The sequence below is a fragment of the Devosia sp. genome, assembly GCF_014860165.1.
GTDB lineage: Bacteria > Pseudomonadota > Alphaproteobacteria > Rhizobiales > Devosiaceae > Devosia.
Genome location: NZ_JACZKG010000062.1, coordinates 22,991 through 41,104, shown reverse-complemented (window position 1 = coordinate 41,104; position 18,114 = coordinate 22,991). Strand labels below are relative to the sequence as shown.

The 18,114-nt window shown below is 64.8% G+C and carries 22 protein-coding genes and 1 pseudogene; 14 read left to right on the top strand and 9 right to left on the bottom strand.

The features are described from left to right. Positions 1-5 precede the first annotated feature (5 nt). Positions 6-506, top strand: coding sequence for a DUF1993 family protein (locus IH615_RS15060; protein WP_291362952.1), 501 nt, complete (start codon positions 6-8; stop codon positions 504-506). 7 nt (positions 507-513) lie between these two features. On the opposite strand, the gene IH615_RS15055 is transcribed toward IH615_RS15060, so the two are convergent. Then, positions 514-1,308 (bottom strand): FecR domain-containing protein, encoded by a 795-nt coding sequence (locus tag IH615_RS15055; RefSeq protein ID WP_291362950.1) that lies wholly within the window; start codon positions 1,306-1,308, stop codon positions 514-516. 231 nt (positions 1,309-1,539) lie between these two features. Between IH615_RS15055 and IH615_RS15050 the strand changes: the two genes are divergently transcribed. The 4 genes from IH615_RS15050 (at position 1,540) to IH615_RS15035 (ending at position 5,082) form a co-directional block, all read left to right on the top strand. After that, positions 1,540-2,286, top strand: a complete 747-nt coding sequence (locus tag IH615_RS15050; RefSeq protein ID WP_291362948.1) for a glycosyltransferase family A protein — start codon at positions 1,540-1,542, stop codon at positions 2,284-2,286. A gap of 22 nt (positions 2,287-2,308) precedes the next feature. After that, on the top strand, positions 2,309-2,980 hold the full coding sequence (locus IH615_RS15045) for an exopolysaccharide biosynthesis protein (protein ID WP_291362946.1): 672 nt from the start codon (positions 2,309-2,311) through the stop codon (positions 2,978-2,980). 93 nt (positions 2,981-3,073) lie between these two features. Further along, positions 3,074-4,810 (top strand): flagellar hook-length control protein FliK, encoded by a 1,737-nt coding sequence (locus tag IH615_RS15040; RefSeq protein ID WP_291362944.1) that lies wholly within the window; start codon positions 3,074-3,076, stop codon positions 4,808-4,810. Further along, a complete protein-coding gene (locus IH615_RS15035; RefSeq protein ID WP_291362942.1) occupies positions 4,807-5,082 on the top strand; it encodes an EscU/YscU/HrcU family type III secretion system export apparatus switch protein in 276 nt (91 codons plus the stop codon). The genes IH615_RS15040 and IH615_RS15035 overlap by 4 nt, the downstream gene beginning before the upstream one ends. A gap of 46 nt (positions 5,083-5,128) precedes the next feature. Here the strand turns inward: IH615_RS15035 and IH615_RS15030 are convergent, their stop codons facing one another. Next, entirely contained in the window at positions 5,129-5,503 is a 375-nt protein-coding gene (locus IH615_RS15030) for a hypothetical protein (RefSeq protein ID WP_291362940.1), read from the bottom strand. 189 nt (positions 5,504-5,692) lie between these two features. Between IH615_RS15030 and IH615_RS15025 the strand changes: the two genes are divergently transcribed. Next, positions 5,693-6,250 (top strand): DUF2076 family protein, encoded by a 558-nt coding sequence (locus IH615_RS15025; protein ID WP_291362938.1) that lies wholly within the window; start codon positions 5,693-5,695, stop codon positions 6,248-6,250. 85 nt (positions 6,251-6,335) lie between these two features. Further along, entirely contained in the window at positions 6,336-6,809 is a 474-nt protein-coding gene (locus IH615_RS15020; RefSeq protein WP_291362936.1) for a hypothetical protein, read from the top strand. A 24-nt stretch (positions 6,810-6,833) separates the two neighbouring features. Here the strand turns inward: IH615_RS15020 and IH615_RS15015 are convergent. Together IH615_RS15015 and IH615_RS15010 are read right to left on the bottom strand one after the other, a co-directional pair. Continuing rightward, positions 6,834-7,190, bottom strand: a pseudogene (locus IH615_RS15015) (cell wall hydrolase); the annotation flags it as partial. 200 nt (positions 7,191-7,390) lie between these two features. Next, entirely contained in the window at positions 7,391-7,723 is a 333-nt protein-coding gene (locus IH615_RS15010) for a hypothetical protein (protein WP_291362934.1), read from the bottom strand. Between the two features lie 183 nt (positions 7,724-7,906). On the opposite strand from IH615_RS15010, the gene IH615_RS15005 reads away from it, so the two are divergent. Next, complete coding sequence (locus tag IH615_RS15005) at positions 7,907-8,233, top strand: hypothetical protein (protein WP_291362932.1); 327 nt, start codon at positions 7,907-7,909, stop codon at positions 8,231-8,233. Here IH615_RS15005 and IH615_RS15000 read toward each other — a convergent pair. Next, positions 8,230-8,820 carry a 5'-methylthioadenosine/S-adenosylhomocysteine nucleosidase gene (locus tag IH615_RS15000; protein ID WP_291362930.1) on the bottom strand — a complete coding sequence of 197 codons (591 nt, stop codon included), beginning with the start codon at positions 8,818-8,820 and terminating at the stop codon, positions 8,230-8,232. The two genes, IH615_RS15005 and IH615_RS15000, sit on opposite strands and share 4 nt — an antisense overlap. Positions 8,821-8,948: 128 nt before the next feature. Here IH615_RS15000 and IH615_RS14995 point away from each other — a divergent pair, with 128 nt between their 5' ends. Continuing rightward, positions 8,949-9,248 (top strand): hypothetical protein, encoded by a 300-nt coding sequence (locus IH615_RS14995; RefSeq protein WP_291362928.1) that lies wholly within the window; start codon positions 8,949-8,951, stop codon positions 9,246-9,248. A gap of 28 nt (positions 9,249-9,276) precedes the next feature. On the opposite strand, the gene IH615_RS14990 is transcribed toward IH615_RS14995, so the two are convergent. Then, a complete protein-coding gene (locus tag IH615_RS14990) occupies positions 9,277-9,447 on the bottom strand; it encodes a DUF2934 domain-containing protein (RefSeq protein WP_291362926.1) in 171 nt (56 codons plus the stop codon). Between the two features lie 122 nt (positions 9,448-9,569). On the opposite strand from IH615_RS14990, the gene IH615_RS14985 reads away from it, so the two are divergent. Next, positions 9,570-9,944, top strand: coding sequence for a nuclear transport factor 2 family protein (locus tag IH615_RS14985; protein ID WP_291362924.1), 375 nt, complete (start codon positions 9,570-9,572; stop codon positions 9,942-9,944). Positions 9,945-10,029: 85 nt separating this feature from the next. Next, the gene (locus IH615_RS14980) at positions 10,030-11,382 is read left to right on the top strand and encodes an MFS transporter (RefSeq protein ID WP_291362923.1); all 1,353 of its coding nucleotides are present in this window, start codon (positions 10,030-10,032) and stop codon (positions 11,380-11,382) included. On the opposite strand, the gene IH615_RS14975 is transcribed toward IH615_RS14980, so the two are convergent. Continuing rightward, positions 11,379-12,596 carry an MFS transporter gene (locus IH615_RS14975; RefSeq protein WP_291362920.1) on the bottom strand — a complete coding sequence of 406 codons (1,218 nt, stop codon included), beginning with the start codon at positions 12,594-12,596 and terminating at the stop codon, positions 11,379-11,381. The two genes, IH615_RS14980 and IH615_RS14975, sit on opposite strands and share 4 nt — an antisense overlap. Before the next feature lie 140 nt (positions 12,597-12,736). Between IH615_RS14975 and IH615_RS14970 the strand changes: the two genes are divergently transcribed. Both IH615_RS14970 and IH615_RS14965 read left to right on the top strand, forming a co-directional pair. Beyond that, positions 12,737-13,324, top strand: coding sequence for an SOS response-associated peptidase (locus IH615_RS14970; RefSeq protein ID WP_291362918.1), 588 nt, complete (start codon positions 12,737-12,739; stop codon positions 13,322-13,324). A gap of 151 nt (positions 13,325-13,475) precedes the next feature. Beyond that, complete coding sequence (locus IH615_RS14965; protein WP_291362916.1) at positions 13,476-13,820, top strand: hypothetical protein; 345 nt, start codon at positions 13,476-13,478, stop codon at positions 13,818-13,820. A 3-nt stretch (positions 13,821-13,823) separates the two neighbouring features. On the opposite strand, the gene IH615_RS14960 is transcribed toward IH615_RS14965, so the two are convergent. Together IH615_RS14960 and IH615_RS14955 are read right to left on the bottom strand one after the other, a co-directional pair. Beyond that, a complete protein-coding gene (locus IH615_RS14960) occupies positions 13,824-15,011 on the bottom strand; it encodes an acetate/propionate family kinase (protein ID WP_291362914.1) in 1,188 nt (395 codons plus the stop codon). Then, the gene (locus tag IH615_RS14955) at positions 15,001-17,385 is read right to left on the bottom strand and encodes a phosphoketolase (protein ID WP_291362912.1); all 2,385 of its coding nucleotides are present in this window, start codon (positions 17,383-17,385) and stop codon (positions 15,001-15,003) included. The genes IH615_RS14960 and IH615_RS14955 overlap by 11 nt, the downstream gene beginning before the upstream one ends. A gap of 196 nt (positions 17,386-17,581) precedes the next feature. On the opposite strand from IH615_RS14955, the gene IH615_RS14950 reads away from it, so the two are divergent. After that, the gene (locus IH615_RS14950; protein ID WP_291362910.1) at positions 17,582-18,106 is read left to right on the top strand and encodes a GNAT family N-acetyltransferase; all 525 of its coding nucleotides are present in this window, start codon (positions 17,582-17,584) and stop codon (positions 18,104-18,106) included. The last annotated feature ends 8 nt before the right edge of the window (positions 18,107-18,114 follow it).

The following is an 18,114-nucleotide window of genomic DNA, read 5'->3' as shown; positions in this document are numbered from 1 at the left end:
TGCGAATGACCATTTCCGTCTATGGCATGACCGTGCCGATTTTCACCCGTATGCTGACCAACCTGCTGGCCATCATGGACAAGGCCGAGGCCTACGCCGCCGAGCGCAAATTCGACACTCTGGTGCTGTCCAACATGCGGCTGGCACCCGATATGATCCCGTTCCGCGGGCAGGTGATGATCGCCACCGACCATGTGAAGGGCTGTGTATCGCGTCTTGCCGGCCGCGAAATTCCGTCCTGGCCCGATACCGAGGAAACCTTTCCAGAATTGCGGGCCCGCATCCAGAAGGCCCTGGACCTGCTGGCGACGATCAAGCCCGAGGATCTCGAAGGCGGCGACGAGCGTGAAGTCACGCTGAAGCTGGGCGGGAAGGATATTGCCATGTCCGGCCAAGCCTATCTGACCGAGCGGGCACTGCCCAACTTCTTCTTCCACGTGACCACGGCCTACGCCATCCTGCGGCATGCCGCTGTGCCGGTGGGCAAGCGCGACTATATCGGCTGACGACCGACTAGTTCTTCGGCGGGGGACGCGTCGGTGTTGGCGGCGGTGGGGGCGGTGGCGTTGGCGGCGTTGGTGGCGTTGGCGTCTGCGTTGGCGCTGCCTGGCCACCCTCACCGCCAGAATGGCTGGCTGGCGCGCTGTCCGAAGCGTCCTCCGCGCAGAGCGCCGCGCCGCCAACCCGGAATGGCGGCAGCAGGGGACCCTGGAACCGCGCATAGCGGAATTCCAGGCTCAGCGGCGTGCGCTGCGGGTCGTTTCGGACAAACAGTTCGGCCTGATCGCTGCTCGACGAGGCGACTTCGCACCGGCGGGTCACCTCCTTGCAGGAGGCGCCGGGATTGCAGATTTGCAATGCGCCTTCGTAGAGCATGACCTTGGAGGCATTGGGCTCGACCACGATGTCGAACACAGTGCCACGCACCGCTATGGCGGCCGTTGGCGTGAGGATGGAATAGGCCGGCTTGGGGCTGTTGCCAGTGATGAAACGGAACGAGCCGCCCAGCGCGTTGATGGTCAGTTGCTGCGCCGTATTGGTGCTGGCCATGAGATAGGTTTCGATCAGCAGGGAACTGCGCGGGCCAACGACGAGCCTGGTGTCGTCGTCGAACACGATCTGAACGAGGCCGGATGGCCCGGTGACAATCAGCTCGCCAACCGAGACGTCGGCGCCGGCCGCCAGAATACGATCCGTCGAATTGATCTGAGCCCTGGCATCGGGGTCGACGCCAACGGCCGTGCCTTCATTGGCGGCAAAGGCGGCGGGCGCAGTTGCCGACAGCAGGATAACGAGCAAATGTTTCAACAGTAGCTGCTTCATCATGCCCCGCTTGTCTCAAGACCCAACTGAACACCCGATGAACAGTGTAGCAGATGCCTCTGCTCTTGCGGAAGCAGTCTCCCGACTGCCGTTTTTGCTGGTGGGACAGGCGACCGCATGCTGGAAAAGCCACGGCCATCTGTTGCCGTAGCCTCAAGCACGGGCTATTTGCAGGCGATCGCGGCGATCGGACCGCCAAGCCCAGCAAGAGGCAGCATGAGAAAACTGGCATTCGTCATACCGGCCTATAATGAAGAGGCGCTGATCGGCAAATGCCTGGAGTCGGTGGTGGCCGAGATTGCCCGTTCCGGCGCCGACGCCGAAATCATCGTGGTCAACAATGCCTCGAGCGACCGCACCGGCGAGATCGCCCGCAGCTTCCCCACGGTGAGCGTGGTCGACGAGCCGGCCAAGGGCCTGGTCAATGCCCGCGACGCCGGCTTTGCCGCCAGCCAGGGTTTCGAGCTGATCGCCAATATCGACAGCGACACGATCGTTCCGCCGGGCTGGCTCGACACGGTGCTCAGCGAATTCGGGCGTGATCCGAAACTGGTCTGCCTCAGCGGTCCCTATGTCTATTATGACATGAGCGCCTGGAGCCGGTTCCTCGTCGGCATGTTTTATGGCCTGACGTGGCTGATCTATGTCATCAACCGCTACGTGCTCCGCGTCGGCTCCGTCGTGCAGGGCGGCAATTTCGTGTTCAAGCGCGCCGCCTGGGAACAGGTCGGCGGCTATGACCGCTCCATCCAGTTCTTCGGCGAGGATACCGACGTCGCGGTGCGGCTGTCCAAGGTGGGCGGGGTCAAATGGACCTTTGCCCTCAAGATGATGACCTCCGGCCGGCGCCTCGAGAAGGAGGGCGTCTTCCGCACCGCCGGAACCTATACACTCAATTTCTTCTGGGTAACCTTCCGCGGCAAGCCGGCAACCAAGGACTATACCGACATCCGCCCCGATTGAGTGCCCGGCAAAGGATTGATGCATGGCCGAAGACGATCCGACCATCAACGTCGACCAGGTTCCGCCCGATGAGGGCGCCGATCGGCTTTCGGCTATACTGACGGCCATTGCCAAGGGCCAGCATCGCGAGCGCATCTCGATCGCCGACCTGCTGCATGCGCTTGAGCATCGGGCTATCGGTGCCCTGATGTTCATCTTCGCGGTACCCAATGCCATTCCGGTGCCGCCGGGCGTGTCGGCAGTGCTGGGCGCCCCCCTGATCTTTCTGTCCTTCCAACTGATGATCGGCCGGCGACCCTGGCTGCCACGGATCATCACGGATCGTTCCCTGTCGCGCGTCGACTTCGAAAAGGTGGTGGATCTGGCGGCGCCATGGCTCGCCAAGGCCGAACGGCTGATGCGCCCGCGCTTTGCCTTTCTGGCTGCGCCACCGGCCGAGTATCTGGTCGGGGCCGTCTGCCTGCTGCTCTCGATCATCCTTTTCCTGCCCATCCCCCTCGGCAACATGCTGCCGGCTTTCACCATCTGCGTGCTGGCACTGGGCGTGTTGGAGCGCGACGGCGTTTGGATCAGCATCGGCATCGCCTGTGCTATCGCTGCGGTGGTGATCGTGTGGGGCGTGGTGCTTGCGCTGCTGTGGAGCGCTCTGTTCCTGCTCAGCAAAATATTCGGGATCACGCTGGCGGCCGGTTAGACGATGTTAAGTTTCCCAAGAAGCGGGAATCACTGGATGCTGATAGCGCGCTAGTATGGGTCGCCGCGTGGTGCGGCAGAGGGCCGGAACGCCATGTTGATTCCGTCGCAGCTGCCCCAGTTCGTCACGCCGGCCCGCGCTGGTGCGCTACAGGCATTGGCCCTGCAATCGGGCCAGGTGCTCGACGCCAAGATCATCGGTGCCGCACCCAATGGCGGCACGCAGGTGGAAATCCGCGGCCAGCTGCTGAACCTGATCCTGCCGACCATGGTCAAGGCCGGCGAGACCATCAAGCTCGAGGTGCAAGGCACCGGGCAGCAGATGCGGCTAGCGCTGCAACCAGCCACGGTTCCCACCACGTCGACCCCGGCCAGCCCGGTGCCCGCAGCGCCGACGCCACAAGTCAGCATGCCGCTGCCGAACCCGACGCGCCTGCCACCAACGGTGCCGCCCGGCGCCGCCGCTCCACTACCTGCCCAGGCAGCAAGCAACCTGCCGGCACAGGTCCCGCAGCCGGCAGTGCCGACGACAACCCAGCCGCAGCCCATTCCCGCTGCCGGCGGCAGCGCCACCGTGATCCCGGCCCAGCCACAGGCGACGGGGGGCGGGACAGCAACCGTGACGGCTCCGCCGCTGCCCCAAGCGGCAGTGCAGGCGGGAAGCCCGCCGGCCGCTGCTGCACCCGCGGCGGCGCCAGTTGGCGCACCGGCCACGCCAGTTCCCCTGACGCCCTATCCGGTTGCGTCCGCCACGACGACCAGCCCTGCGGCGGCCGCGGTTGCCGCGGCCGCAGGTGCCCCGGCAAACCCCGCGCCGCAGACGGCAGCCAGTGCGGCGCGTCCGGTAGTGCCAGCGGTCGCCGTGGGTACGGCTACAGCGCATTCATCGCCTGGCAATCCTTCCCCGCAGCCGCCCCCGCCGCAAGCCGCCACGCCGCAGGCCGCATTGGCGCAGATGGTTCACGCCTCCGTGCCGCGCCAGGGCACGGTCACGGCGCTGACGACGGCGCTGACTAGCATTGCCGGCAAGGTCGTGCTGCCCGAGCCGGTGGCACGCGCTGCCCAGCAGGTACTTGCCGGACGTGTGGCGATCGACGCACCGCGCTTTGATGGTGCAGCGCTGCAGGCCGCCATTCGCGGCTCGGGTGTGTTCCAGGAAGCCAGCCTGGCGCATGGCCAGCCGCTGCTGCCGCAGACGGATATGAAATCGGCACTGCTGACCCTGCGGCAGACGCTGACCTCGTGGCTGGGCCAGCAGGCGCCGGTCAATGCCGTATCCCAGATCCCACCGCCGCTGCGCGGCAGCACGCCGCGCGCCCGGGCCGGCGAGGCGCTGCCGATCGATCCGGGCGCCGCGCCCGAAGAGGTGGGCAAGCAATTGCTCGAGCGCACCGAGTCAGCGCTGGCGCGCGTGCGGCTGCACCAGCATGCGTCCTTGCCCGATCCGGTGTCGAGGAGCGCGGACTGGAGCATGGACCTGCCGGTCATGGTGGGGACACAGCAGGCGCTGATGCATATTCACATCCATGGCGACCAGCAGGGCGACGCCGAAGCGGCGGGCGAGCGCGGTTGGCAGATGCGCTTCGCCCTCAGCCTGCCCGAAATGGGCGAAGTGGGGGCACAGGTCACGCTGCGTGCCGGGGCGACCGGAGTGATGCTGTGGGCCACCGAGCCGACCGCCTCGTCCGCCCTGGAGGCCGAGATCGCGACCTTGCGGGAGACGCTTGGCAGCGCAGGCCTGCGGCCCGGCGCGGTCATCGTCCGACATGGTGAGCCACCGGCGCCGGCCGCGGCGGCCCCCTCGGGTCACTTCGTGGATGCCCGCTCATGAGCGACGAGATCAAGCCGCGCGCCCTGGCCGTGGCGCTGCAATATGAAAAGGGCACGCGGGAAGCGCCTCGCGTCGTTGCCAAGGGCAGGGGGCTGGTCGCCGATCGCATTGTCGAACTGGCGCGTGAACAGGGGATTGTCATCGAGGCCAACCCGGTACTGGCCGAAGCGCTGAGCGGCGTCGAACTCGACGATACCATTCCGCTCGAGCTCTACGAGGCCGTCGCCATCGTCATCGGCTACGTGCTGCGGGTGAGTACGCAGAAGCGATAGAGGGCCCCGCAACCCGGTCGCGGAGCCGGAATTCGTAACGCCCGTGTTACTGGACGCCGAGCATCTGCTTGGTTGCCTGCTCGGCCATGTCGCCGGCTTGCTTGACCTGCTCGTCGGTAAGGCCCTGGGCCTTGGCGGCGTCTTCGGCGGTCTTGCGCGCAGCGGCGATGGTCTCGGCCTTCTGCGCATCGGTCATCGTGGCGGCCTGGGCCTGCACGGCCTGCATAGCCTGCTCTGGGGTGATGGCTGTTGTGTTGGCTGCTGGAGCCATCGCCGGCTCGGCAGGCACGGCTGCCGGCGCCACGACTTCGGCCGCCGGAGCGGTCTCGGGCGCTGCTTCGGCCGGGGTCTCGGGATTGCTGCATGCAGCCAGGGCGAGCATGGCGGCGGCGGCGAAGGGGAGCAGGATCTTGGCGGTCATTGGTTTTCCCTCTGGATTCGGCCACCAGCGGGCCGATCACAGGTTCGTTACACCGCCAGTCCCGGCGAAGTTTTGGCCGCCTCATGGCTTTTGTGGGGCAGAAGCCGCCAATCGATGTTCGTGGCATTGCAACGCCCCAACCCGGTTCCCACTTGTTCTGCATTATTGGTTGCTCATGGAGTGAGCCGCATGCCGAACCAGCAAGACCAGCAGGCCATTGATGGTCTGTTTGACCGCATCGAGGACGTGGCGCGCAACAGCCAGCCGCGTGATCGCGACGCCGAGGCGCTGATCCAGGAGCGGCTTCGCGAGTTCCCCCCTGCGCCCTATTACATGGCCCAGACCATCCTGATCCAGGAGCAGGCGCTGCAGCAGGCGCAGGCCCGCATTGAGCAGCTCGAAGCCAGCCAACGACCGGCCGGAGGGTTCCTGGGCGGCCTGTTCGGTGGCGATGAACCGCAGCCGCAGCGCCGCCCGGCGCGCCGGGGTCCGTGGGATCGCGGGCAGCAGGATTACGATGACCGGCGCGGACAGGGCGGCGGCTTTTTGGCCGGTGCCGCACAGACCGCCATGGGCGTTGCCGGTGGCGTACTGCTCGGCAGCGCCATCGCCAGCATGCTGACCGGCGGCGCACACGCGCAGGAGCACAGTGCCGACAGCTCGGCAGATCAGGAAGCCGACCAGGACTTTGACGCCGGCGGCGATGATTTCGGCGGCGGCGACTTCGACATCGGCGGCGATTTCTAAACGGCGCATGAACGGGCGCTCCAGCGCTCGTTCAGTCCACCTCAGGCATATCACCCTCATCGCAACGCCAATGAGGGTCATGGCCATGCTCACCACCACCAGACAACGCCGTGCCTTGGTCCGCAATTCGCTGGTCTTTGCCGGCTTCGCTGCGCTGGTCGTTCTGCTCGGCCTTCCGGCCAAGGCTTATGAACTGCAGCACTTCTACGCCAATGACGAAGGGCAGGTGGAGTTCGTGATGCCCTCGGGCAATATCGGCTGCATCTACACCCCCGAAGGCGGCACCTCGGTTTACCAGACCTGGGACGGCTTGGCCGAAATCCAGTGCGACCGCGTCGAGCCCGACTATGTTCGCGCCATTCTGGGCGGTCAGGACGAGGGCCTGTTGCTCGACGACGTCGGCGACGCGGGCTGCTGCTCGCACACGCAGAAATTCGAGTATGACCACGTGGTGACATTCGGGCCGTTCCAGTGCCTGTCGGAGCGCCGCGGGCTGACCTGTGCGCGTGAGGATGGCCACGGCTTCTTCCTGAGCCGCGCCCTGGTGCAGGCGAAGTAGGCCGCCTCAGAACGTGCCCGGCGTCCGCTTCTCGTAGAACTCGTTGCCGCCCGCTTCGAGCACGTAATACATGTTGTTATAGGGGAAGCGCAGGCCGGCAGTGTGGAAATGCTGGGCATTCTGCACGCCGGGATGGCGCGCGCCGCGCAGCACCTGGTCGGCCACCTGCGAGGCCAGCACGGCGCCGCTATCGGTCATCTTGCGGGTGAGCACACCCTGGGCGAACTGGTTCTTCTGGCCGACCACGCCACAGACAGACTTGGGGTAGCGGGAGTCGTTGAGGCGGTTCATCACCACCGTCCCGACGGCCAGCATGCCTTCGGAACTCGAGCGGTTCGACTCGAAATACATGGCGCGCATCAGGCATTCCTTCTCGGACAGCTGCGCCATGCCGAAATTGATGCCGAGGAAACTGCAGCCCCCCAGGCTCGTGGCGGTGAGGGCGAGGGCGGCGAAGCGCAGGATGGCTCTGGAAAGCGCCATGGGGCATCTCCGGTCTGTTGCAATTGTGCAAGTCAGACCGAAAATGCCCCAACAGACTTAAGGAAAGTCTGAGCGGAACGGTTAACGAAACCGCAATCCTAGTCGCGCGTGAAGATCAGCGCGGAAAGCAGCGCAATCGTGCCCAGCACGACGATGACAGGTATCGGATTTTCCTGGATCGCCTTGCCGGCGGCGCCGGCCTGCCGGTTCACCTGCCGCGCCACGACCGCGCCCTGGTGGCGGACTTCCTTGGCGAGAGCCACGGCATTGTGCTGGACGTCGCTCAGCGAATGACCGCCATAATCACTGACGGCCTCGGAAATCGCGGCAATTTCGTTGCGCAGGGCCGCGATCTGATCGAGCAGCGCGTCCGAGACGCTCTCGCCTGCATTCTCGACGGACTTGAGGGCACGTTTTGCTGCGGTGGCCATGAGGACGCTCCATGTTGGGAAGATGCAGGCTCAACTCGCCCTGAGGCGGGAAGTTCCGGGCCAATGGCAGGGGCAAGCCGGTTTTCAAGATCGCGTCGTCGCAAATGTGACCGGTCGGCCTATTGGAGGATGGCCGTCCCGACCCCAGATGCACAACAGCATAGCCAGAAGAGGGGACTTGTCATGGCCACCAAGGGCCGCGCCCGCCTTGACCGACAGTTCAACCGCCTGCAGCGCCGCATCCCCGATTTCGCGGCGCGGCTGCTCGAACGCATCCGCCGCCCCGAGGCACGCTGGATCCGCATTCCGCTCGGCCTGCTGCTCGTCCTGGGCGGCATTTTCAGCTTCCTGCCGGTGCTGGGCATCTGGATGCTGCCGCTCGGTCTGCTGCTGCTGGCGCTGGACCTGGTCTTCCTGCAGGGGCCGGTCAATTCGACCGTGGTGCGGGGTTCCCGCAAGTGGAGCACCTGGAGCCGCGCCCGCCGTGACAAGAAGGCCCGCGACAACTAGCGGGCGAACGCGGCCTCGATCACGCCGATCGCCGCGGCCAGTTTCTCGTCGATGATACCAAGATACTGGGTCCAGTCACTGACATGGGCCAGCTCGACCGCGCCGTCCGAAATGCCGCGGAGCGCCAGCAAAGGAATGCCAAAAGCCTGGCAGGTCCGGAGGATGGCATAGGTTTCCATATCCACCATTTCGGCATCGATCCCGTCATAGGCCGGGCCCGATACGATATTGGCGCCGGTCGACAGCGTCGCGGTCGGTAGGCCCGGCACAGTGGTCAGCGGCAAGACCGGCGGCAGGTCGAGAAAGGGCGTCTGCCCCCTGGCAAAACCCAAAGGCGAGGCGTCCATGTCGCGATAGCCGACGCTGCTGGCCTGGTAGAGGCCGCACTGCTCCAGCCGACGCGATCCAGCCGAGCCCAGTGACACCACAAGCCGGGGCAGGGCGTCGTTCTGCTCGGCCCTGGCCAGCGCCCGGGTGACCGAAACTGCGGCCTCAACCGGGCCGACGCCCGTGATCAGGGGATTGATCCGGGCCCGCAAGTGCGGCCCGTATTCGGCCTCTGCGGCCATGACATAGAGGATGGTCATGCCTGCAAGGCTAGCATGGCCAGACGGCTTGCCAAGCCGCTTCGTTACCGCTTCGGTAAGAGGCCTGTGACAATCTGATGACGTGAGGCAGCGCCAGAAGGCATGCTGCAGGGCTTCAGGGGACCAAAGTGCGTTTCGCGGTGATTGAGGGTAGCAGGGAATGGACCGAGCCGGCGCGGCACCGGTCTGGACCTGCATCGGGTGCCGTTCTTGTCGAGGATGTCGAAGCCGAAGCCCGCCGCCGCCTGCGATCCTGCCGCATCGATGAATGGCGGACCCGCGAATTCATCACCGGCCGGCCGATGCCTGACGATGTCAGGCACTTCGCCATGCAGGTCGAATTCGCCGCCACGGCGATATCGCGCCTGTCGCCGATCCCAGATGATTTCGACAACGATGTCTACTGGCCCCGGCTGATGGGCTGCTAGACCCGGCACCGGCGGCGCCGGATCGGGTTCACGCGGCCTTGCTGGCGCGTGGCGCGCGCTTGCGCGGCGACTTGATGGTCTTGGCGGCCGCCGAGGCCAGCTCGGCCAGGGCCTTGAACCAGTACTGTTGATCTTGCCCATGCGGACGGCCATCGGCCTCCCACAGCTCATAAGCACGGCGTCTGACCTGGTCGTCCATCGGTAACCTCACGCTGACTGATCCTGCCAGCTTGCACAAACATGGTTTCCGGACGGTGAATGGCGCGACCGTGTCGGATCGAGCGTGGCCTGATCGTCCTTGCGCGAGCGCAGGAGAATGCCATGCACGACGACGAAGCCGCCATCCGCACTGTCCTCGAAGCCTGGGCACAGGCCGTGCGCAACATCGACATGCCCGGGATACTGGCCAATCACACCGATGACATAGTCATGTTCGACGTTCCCCTGCCGCTGCAAAGCCGGGGAATGAAGGCCTACCGTCAGACCTGGGATCTGTTCTTCCGGTATAGCCGGGGCGGCCCCGACGCCTTCAACATCGTCGAGCTGGAGGTGACGTCTGCCGAGAGCGTAGCCTTTGCCCACGGCATTCTGGGTATCGGCGACTCGCGCCTGCGCCTGACGGTGGGTCTGAGGAAGGAAAACGGGCAGTGGAAGATTGCCCACGAACACCATTCATACGCCCAGGCCATCGACTGACCTGCCGGCGGGTTGACGCATTTCGGTTGAAATATCTCCGGTCTTCAATAGTTTAGCGCATTCTACGGGCGCCCAGGGTGACGCGATGATCAAGCCGTTCCACCAAATTCTGGCCAATAATCTGGTGGCCAACATCACCAATTTCACCGTCTGGTTCGCCCTGACATTCTGGGTCTATCTCGAAACCCGGTCGGTCTTCGCCACGGGGATGATCGCGGGTATCTATCTGGTGTTTACCGCCGCATTTGGGATCTGGCTGGGCAGCCTTGTCGACCACAATGCCAAGAAGCTCGTCATGATGGGCTCCAGCGTGGTGTCTGCCGCCTTCTACACGCTCTCGCTTGCGATGGTTTTCCTCGAACCGGAGGGGGCCTTCGCCAATCCCTATGGCTGGTATCTGTGGGCCTTCGTCTTCCTGATCATGCTCGGTGTCATCGCCGGCAATATCCGGGCCATTGCGCTGCCAACGCTGGTTACCATCCTCATTCCCGAGAATGAGCGCGACAAGGCCAACGGTCTTGTCGGCATGGTCAGCGGTATCGGTTTTCTCACCACGTCCGTAATCAGCGGATTCCTGGTCGCCTGGGGCGGCATGCTGGCGACGCTTGCGCTGGCGCTGGTGCTGACGCTGGTGGCGTTCGCGCACCTGCACTTCGTCCATATCGACGAGGGTCGCCCTGTGCCGGTCGAGGGTGAGAAGTCCGAGCCTAAGCGGGTCGATCTCAAGGGCACAATTGCCGTGATCGCGGCGGTGCCCGGCCTGTTCGCGCTGATTTTCTTTGCCACCTTCAACAACTTCCTGGGCGGCATCTTCATGGCGTTGCTCGATGCCTATGGCCTGTCGCTGGTTTCGGTTCAGATGTGGGGACTGCTGTTTGGTGCCTTGTCCGGCGCCTTCATCGTCAGCGGCATCCTGATCAGCAAGGTTGGCCTGGGCAAGAACCCGCTGCGCACCTTGCTTCTGGTCAACCTCGCCACCTGGACGGCCTGTTGCTTTTTCACCGTCCAACCATCGATCTGGCTGCTGGCCGGCGGTTGCCTGATCTGGATGTTCCTTGGTCCCTTTGCCGAGGCTGCCGAGCACACCACCCTGCAGAAGGTGGTGCCCCTGGAGCGTCAGGGTCGGGTTTTCGGCTTCGCACAGTCTGTCGAGCAATCGGCTTCGCCGCTGACGGCGTTTCTCATCGGGCCGCTGACGCAGTTTGTTGTCATCCCCTTCATGACCGACGGGGCCGGGGCCGATGCCATCGGCTCCTGGTTCGGTACGGGCCCGGATCGCGGCATCGCGCTGGTTTTCACGATTGCGGGGGTCATTGGTGTCATCGTGACGCTCATCGCGATGAACTCGCCGCAATATCGCCAGCTCTCCAACGCCTATGCCGATACGCCTGACGACGACGACACCGATGGTGGTGTCGCCGCCCCCAGTCCCGCTTAGGCGGGCTGCATCTGAGCTTCCCGTGGCACCGATGGACGCGGGAAGGTCAGGGCGACCAATGCCGCGGCCATGCCAATGGCCGCCGAGCTGACATAGAGCCAGTGATAGTCGCCGAAGGTATCGAACAGCCAGCCGCCACCGACCGGGCCGAAGGCCATGCCCAGGCTCGCCGTCATGGTGATGCCGCCGAGCACGGTGCCCATGACCTGGGGCGGGAAATAGTCGCGGGCGAGCACCGCATAGAGCGGCATGACACCGCCATAGGCCAGACCCAGGACCACGGCCAGCATGTAAAACTGGGTGAGCTCGGCGACATAAATGTAGGTGTAGATGCCCACCGCCTGCAGCACGAGCCCGCCGATGATGACGCGCTTGACGCCCAGCCGGTCCGCCAGCACGCCAAAGATCAGCCGGCCGAACAGGCCTGCCACGCCCTCGACACTGTAGATGCTGGCAGCCGCCAGCGCCGAAGCGCCGCACAGCATGGCATAGCTCACTGTGTGGAAGATCGGACCGGAATGGGCGGCGCAGCACAGGAAGAACACGCCGGCCAGGACGATGAACTGCGGCTTGCGCATAATCGCCAGGATGGACGAACCCTGCGATGACTCCTGCGCAGCACCGCTTTCCGCCGGTGTTTCAGCGGGCGCGGCCGGCGGCCGGCGAATGAGCATGCCGGTCGGGATGATCAGCGCGGTGGCGACCAGTGCCGTCGTCATCATGGCATTGCGCCAGCCCATCTGTTCGATGAGTACGGTCGCCAGGGGCGTGATCACCATCGGGGCCACGCCGCCGCCGAGGGAGACGAGCGACACGGCAAGGCTGCGATGCTTGTCGAACCAGCCGATCACCGTGGCCATCAGCGGCGCAAAGAAAGCGCCGCCGGATGCGCCGACGAGACCACCATAGGCAAACTGGAAGATCAGCAGGTTATTGGCGCGGCTGGCGATGAACAGGCCCAGGCCCAGCATCACCGCCGCAATCAACACCACCGGTCGCGCCCCGATACGGTCGGTCAGCGTGCCCCAGACGAAGCCGGCCACGCCCATGACGATGAAGCCGATGGTCATGGCAGCGGAGATGCCTGCACGCGTCCAGCCGGTCTCGTCGGCCATGGGTTGGAGATAAACGGGCAGGGCGAACATCGCGCCCATTGCCAAACAGGTTATCAGTGCGCCTGCGCCGACGATGACCCAGCCGTAATTCCGTTCCATTTGCGTCTCCCTCCTGCGTCACTCTACCTGATAGACGGTTGGACCAAAGCCAGCTCGACATCGCCGGGCAGATTTTTTGTCGGGCGGCACCGGCAGGGCTGGCGGTTGAACCCGTTCACCCGGCGTGATTTGCTGCCGCCATGTGCAACGACTACGAACAGCATGTGACCCATGCTGAGTATCGCAAGGCGATCGAAGCGCTGGAGCTGACTAGCGCGTCCGCCGATGAAGCGGCATTGCTGCCGGCGGACGATATCCGCATTGGCGACAGTGGGCCGGTGCTGCGCGCCAAGGGCAATGGGGTCGAACTGGTCGCCATGCGGTTCGGCTTTCCGCCGCCGCGACCCAAGGCCGGGCCGATCTTCAACTTCAAGTCGGATGGCCGCAACTTCGCCGAGAGCCGTCGCTGCGTCATCGTATTGTCGGGCTTCTTCGAGTTCACTGGCAGCAAGTATCCCAAGACCAAGCATCGCTTCGCGCTCAAGGACTCGCCGGTCATGGGCATTGCCGGGTTGTGGAGCGAGGATCAGGACGGTTCGCTGAGTTTCACCATGCTCACGACGGCACCCGGCCCCGACATCGCGCCGATCCATGACCGGCAGGTCTGCGTGCTGCAGCCAGATGACTGGACGGCGTGGCTGTTCCTGACCCGGCCGCAGGAGGACCTGCTGCAGCCCTTGCCGGAGGGTACGCTGGTGGTCGAGGTCGTCCGCGAAGGCAAGGACTGATCGTCGGATCACGCTTCCCACGGCGGCAACAAGGGGCGCATTCGCGGATATGTGACAGACCGGCGACCGATCTGCGGGCATATTGATCTAAGACAAGTCATTAGGCGTCGGCATGGGCCAAGGTGGGCTACCTTCTCCACTGCGAAGCACCATGGCCCACGTCCTCATTGTCGCCCCTAGCGGTGAACTTCGTCGCTCCCTTCAGTTCGTATTGGAGGCCGAAGGTCACCTTGCAACGACCCGCGATGGGTTCGAGGACCCCTTGGGCCTTCCCGATGCCGATTGTACGGTGCTCGATCATCACGCCGCCAACGGTCACCTGCAGGCCGCGACGGATTTCGTCCAGCACCATGGGCCGGTGATCCTGCTGTCCAATGCGCCGGCTCATCCGCTGGCGGCCCACTGCTTCCGCACCGTGACCAAGCCATTCCTCGGGCCATTCCTGTCGCAGGCGCTCTCGCAGGCGATCCGTGCCCGGAAACTGGAAGCCAAGTAAGCATCACGGATGCAAGTGTGACGCCTCCAGCACCGCGGCCATCTGCCGGGCGATCACGATCTCCTCGTTCGTTGGAATAACGAGGACCTCCACCCGGCTGGAGGGCGCCGAGATGCGGCGCCTGTTGCCGGCATTGGCCGCCATGTCGAGCGACACACCGAGCCAGGCGAGGCGCTCGGCCACGCGCGCCCGGATGGGGCCGGAATGCTCGCCTATGCCTCCGCTGAAGACCAGGGTGTCGAGCCCCTCAAGCGTATTGGCCATCGCGGCAGTCTCGCGGGCGATGCGGAAGACGAAGAGATCGATTGCCTCTGCCGCTGCCGGAGCTTCGCTGGCGAGCAATTCGCGCACATCGCCCGAAATGCCCGAAACACCCCTGAGCCCGCTCTCATGGTAGAGCAGGTGCTCCAGTTCATCGGGCGACAGTTTTTCCTGGCGGAGCAGATAGAGCAGGACGCCGGCATCGATCTGACCCGGCCTTGTGCTCATCACCAGCCCGTCCAGGGCGCTGAAACCCATGGTCGTATCCTGGCTCCTGCCGTTGCGCATGGCGCACAGACTGGCCCCGCTGCCCAGATGCGCGACGACGACGCGCTTCTCGCCGGACTCGGAGAGCTCGCCGGCAATGTACTCGTATGACAGTCCATGGAAACCGTAGCGGCGTATTCCCTTGTCCTCATAGGCCCGGGGGAGCGCGTAGCGACTGACGGGGGGAGCCAGGCCATGATGGAAAGCAGTATCGAAGCACCCCACCTGCGGCAGCTGCGGCCGAATCCGGGCAATCGCACGGATCAGCGACAGGGCGGCCGGCTGATGCAGGGGAGCCAACGGGGTCAGCGCATCGGCCGCCTCGATCGCGTCCGGCGTCAGCAGCACCGGCCCGGCAAACTGCGTCCCGCCATGCACGATGCGATGCCCGATGGCGGTCGGCTCGCCCCGGCCGAAGGTTTCGGCCAGCCAGACCAGCAGGCGCTCAAGCAGCGCGTCGTCCTCGAGCGCACGGGGGGCAAGCAGATGGTCAAACGTCTCACCGTCAGCGCCGCTAGCCTCGAGTGCGGCACCGCCCGCGGTGCGCTTGATCCCGCCGCGGGCGACGGCGGAAACCTCCCTGCCGATCTCATAGAGGCCGAATTTGAGGCTGGACGATCCCGCATTGAGCGCCAGGACAAGCCGCGCTCGCTCAGCGCCCATGGGTCCATTTCCATTCGAGTATCTCGGGCATGTCCTCGCCATGTTCGCGGACATAGGCGTCGTGGCGGGCGAGCCCGGCTTCCAGCTCGGCCTTGAGCGCCGCACCCGCCTCACCCAGGTCAGGCAGCCATTTGAGCGCGGCGAGAGCGAGGTGGAATCGATCGATGCCGTTGAGCACCGTCATGTCGAATGGCGTGGTGGTGGTGCCTTCCTCCTGGAAACCGTGCACATGGAAATTGTCGTGGTTTTCCCGCTTGTAGACCAGCCGGTGAATGAGGTGCGGATAGCCGTGATAGGCAAAGACGACGGGCTTGTCGGTGGTGAACAGCGCGTCGAATTGCTCATCGGCCAGCCCATGCGGATGCTGGTATTCCGATTGCAGCGTCATCAGGTCGACCACGTTGACGACGCGAATCTTGAGCCCCGGCAGCGCCCGCCGCAGCAGGTCGGTGGCGGCCAGCGTCTCGAGCGTGGGCACGTCGCCGGCGCAGGCCATCACCAGGTCCGGCTCCTCGTCGCCGCTGACGGTTCCGGCCCAGTCCCAGGCGCCGATACCGACATCGCAATGATGGGCGGCGGCCGTGATGTCCAGCCATTGCGGCCACGGCTGCTTGCCCGCGACGATCACGTTGATGCGGTCATAGGTCCGCAGGCAATGGTCCGTGACCCAGAGCAGGCAATTGGCATCGGGCGGCAGGTAGATGCGCACGATATCGGCCTTCTTGTTGGCAACCAGGTCGATGAAGCCGGGATCCTGGTGCGAAAAGCCGTTGTGATCCTGCCGCCAGACATGGGAGGTCAGCAGGTAGTTCAGGGACGCGATGGGCTTCCGCCACGCCAGCTCGCGCGACACCTTGAGCCACTTGGCGTGCTGGTTGAACATCGAGTCCACGATGTGGATGAAGGCTTCATAGCAGGAGAAGAGACCATGCCGGCCGGTCAGCAGATAGCCCTCGAGCCACCCCTGGCAGAGGTGCTCGCTGAGGATTTCCATCACGCGCCCATCGGGGGCCAGGTTGGTATCGTAGGGCTCGATTCTCTCCATCCAGACGCGATCGGTCACGCCGAACACCGCGTCGAGCCGGTTTGAGGCCGTCTCATCCGGGCCCACGAGGCGGAAATTGCGCGCCGCGGCGTTGAGATGCATGACATCGGCCAGATATTCGCCCATGACGCGCGTTGCCTCGGCAATGGGCTGTCCCGGCCGCGGCACGGCCAGTGCGAATGCCCGGTAGTCCGGCAGAATCAGGTCCTGCTTGAGCAGGCCACCATTGGCGTGCGGGTTCATGCCCATGCGCCGCTCGCCGGTCGGAGCCAGCGTCCGCAGGTCCGCCTGCGGGCGCCCCTGTGCATCGAACAGCTCGTCCGGACGGTAGCTGCGCATCCATTGTTCGAGCAGGTCGCGGTGGCCGGCATCGCCACGGGCATTGCTGACCGGCACCTGATGGGAGCGCCAGAAGCCCTCGACCTTCTTGCCGTCGACCTCCTTGGGGCCGGTCCATCCCTTGGGCGAACGCAGCACGATCATCGGCCAGCGCGGCATGGTGGACGGCTCGCGGCTGTCGCGTGCCGCATTCTGGATCTGCTGGATCTGAGCGACCGCCCGATCGAGCGCCGCGGCCATGTCCTGGTGCATCGTGGCAGGGTCGTCACCCGAAACGAACAGAGGCTCCCAGCCCAGGCCCAGGAAGATGTGCTCGAGGTCGGCGTCGCTCATCCGGCCCATGATCGTCGGATTGGCGATCTTGTAGCCGTTCAGGTGCAGGATCGGCAGCACCGCCCCGTCGCTGACCGGATTGAGGAACTTGTTGGAATGCCATGAAGCCGCAAGCGCGCCGGTCTCGGCCTCGCCGTCGCCGACCACACAGGCAACAATCAGCTCCGGATTGTCGAATGCCGCGCCGAAGGCGTGGACGAGGGCATAGCCCAGTTCGCCCCCTTCATGGATCGATCCGGGCGTTTCGGGCGAAGCATGGCTCGGCACGCCGCCCGGGAAGGAGAACTGGCGGAACAGTCGTCCGAGGCCGGCCTCGTCGAGCGAAACCTCCGGATATATTTCGCTGTAGCTGCCTTCGAGCCAGGTATTGGCGACCATGCCGGGGCCGCCATGTCCGGGGCCGCAGACATAGATCATGTCGAGATCACGCCGACGGATGACCCGGTTGAGATGGGCATACACGAAATTGAGGCCAGGCGTGGTGCCCCAATGTCCCAGAAGCCGCGGTTTGACATGTTCGGCCTTCAGCGGCTCGCGCAGCAGCGGATTGTCGAGGAGATAGATCTGCCCGACCGAGATGTAATTGGCGGCGCGCCAGTAGCGGTCGATGAGCGCCAGTTCATCGGGCCGAAGGGGGTGTTCACCAGCTGGTTTCATGGTTCTCTTCGTCCCTTTGCTGTCCAATAGGGAAGGGATCGCGCCCGGGGTTCCGGGCAGGTCCCATTCCGATGGTGCTCCTCATGTAGCGCAGTCCCCGGCCAACAATTTGATCCTGCGCAAATGCTTAGCCTGCCGGCTCGAATATGTTGCCAGGCACAAACGACCTGCCGGCGATTGAAGGAGTCCGCACGCCATGACCGATTGGAGCACCCATTTGACCACCCATAGTGGCTTCAAGTTCCGCGTGCGGCCGGTTCGCCCCGATGACGAGGTTACCCTGCACGAGTTCTTCGAGCACGTCACGCCCGAGGATCTGCGCTTCCGGTTTCTGGGAACCGTCAAGGAAGTCGGGCACGAGCGGCTCGCGGCCATGATCAGGGTCGATCATGTGCACACGGAGAGTTTCGTCGCCTTCGAGCGTGAGGGCGGGCCGATCATCGCCGCTGCCATGCTGGCTTGCGATGACAAGCTCGAAACCGGCGAAGTCGCCGTGTCCCTCCGCCGGGACTACAAGAATCGCGGCATAGGCTGGGAGCTGCTGGGACACCTCACGCGCATTGCCGAGACCAAGGGCGTCAAGCGCCTGCGCGCGCTTGAGGATCGATCCAATGTGGCGGCGATCCGCCTCGAAAAGGAAATGGGCTTCAGCGCCAATGCCTATCTGGGCGACACCACAATGGTCGTTCTGGAAAAGGCGCTGGCCCCAGCGGTGGCATGACCGCCGCG

Coding starts and splice junctions, on each gene's coding strand:
- IH615_RS15030 (WP_291362940.1), bottom strand. CDS start 5,503: ATGACCGCCAAGATCCTGCTCCCCTTCGCCGCCGCCGCCATGCTCGCC.
- IH615_RS15045 (WP_291362946.1), top strand. CDS start 2,309: ATGGCCGAAGACGATCCGACCATCAACGTCGACCAGGTTCCGCCCGAT.
- IH615_RS15040 (WP_291362944.1), top strand. CDS start 3,074: ATGTTGATTCCGTCGCAGCTGCCCCAGTTCGTCACGCCGGCCCGCGCT.
- IH615_RS14975 (WP_291362920.1), bottom strand. CDS start 12,596: ATGGAACGGAATTACGGCTGGGTCATCGTCGGCGCAGGCGCACTGATA.
- IH615_RS15010 (WP_291362934.1), bottom strand. CDS start 7,723: ATGGCCACCGCAGCAAAACGTGCCCTCAAGTCCGTCGAGAATGCAGGC.
- IH615_RS15025 (WP_291362938.1), top strand. CDS start 5,693: ATGCCGAACCAGCAAGACCAGCAGGCCATTGATGGTCTGTTTGACCGC.
- IH615_RS15020 (WP_291362936.1), top strand. CDS start 6,336: ATGCTCACCACCACCAGACAACGCCGTGCCTTGGTCCGCAATTCGCTG.
- IH615_RS15005 (WP_291362932.1), top strand. CDS start 7,907: ATGGCCACCAAGGGCCGCGCCCGCCTTGACCGACAGTTCAACCGCCTG.
- IH615_RS14980 (WP_291362923.1), top strand. CDS start 10,030: ATGATCAAGCCGTTCCACCAAATTCTGGCCAATAATCTGGTGGCCAAC.
- IH615_RS15050 (WP_291362948.1), top strand. CDS start 1,540: ATGAGAAAACTGGCATTCGTCATACCGGCCTATAATGAAGAGGCGCTG.
- IH615_RS14990 (WP_291362926.1), bottom strand. CDS start 9,447: ATGGACGACCAGGTCAGACGCCGTGCTTATGAGCTGTGGGAGGCCGAT.
- IH615_RS14950 (WP_291362910.1), top strand. CDS start 17,582: ATGACCGATTGGAGCACCCATTTGACCACCCATAGTGGCTTCAAGTTC.
- IH615_RS15000 (WP_291362930.1), bottom strand. CDS start 8,820: ATGACCATCCTCTATGTCATGGCCGCAGAGGCCGAATACGGGCCGCAC.
- IH615_RS14955 (WP_291362912.1), bottom strand. CDS start 17,385: ATGAAACCAGCTGGTGAACACCCCCTTCGGCCCGATGAACTGGCGCTC.
- IH615_RS14960 (WP_291362914.1), bottom strand. CDS start 15,011: ATGGGCGCTGAGCGAGCGCGGCTTGTCCTGGCGCTCAATGCGGGATCG.
- IH615_RS15035 (WP_291362942.1), top strand. CDS start 4,807: ATGAGCGACGAGATCAAGCCGCGCGCCCTGGCCGTGGCGCTGCAATAT.
- IH615_RS14970 (WP_291362918.1), top strand. CDS start 12,737: ATGTGCAACGACTACGAACAGCATGTGACCCATGCTGAGTATCGCAAG.
- IH615_RS14985 (WP_291362924.1), top strand. CDS start 9,570: ATGCACGACGACGAAGCCGCCATCCGCACTGTCCTCGAAGCCTGGGCA.
- IH615_RS15060 (WP_291362952.1), top strand. CDS start 6: ATGACCATTTCCGTCTATGGCATGACCGTGCCGATTTTCACCCGTATG.
- IH615_RS14965 (WP_291362916.1), top strand. CDS start 13,476: ATGGCCCACGTCCTCATTGTCGCCCCTAGCGGTGAACTTCGTCGCTCC.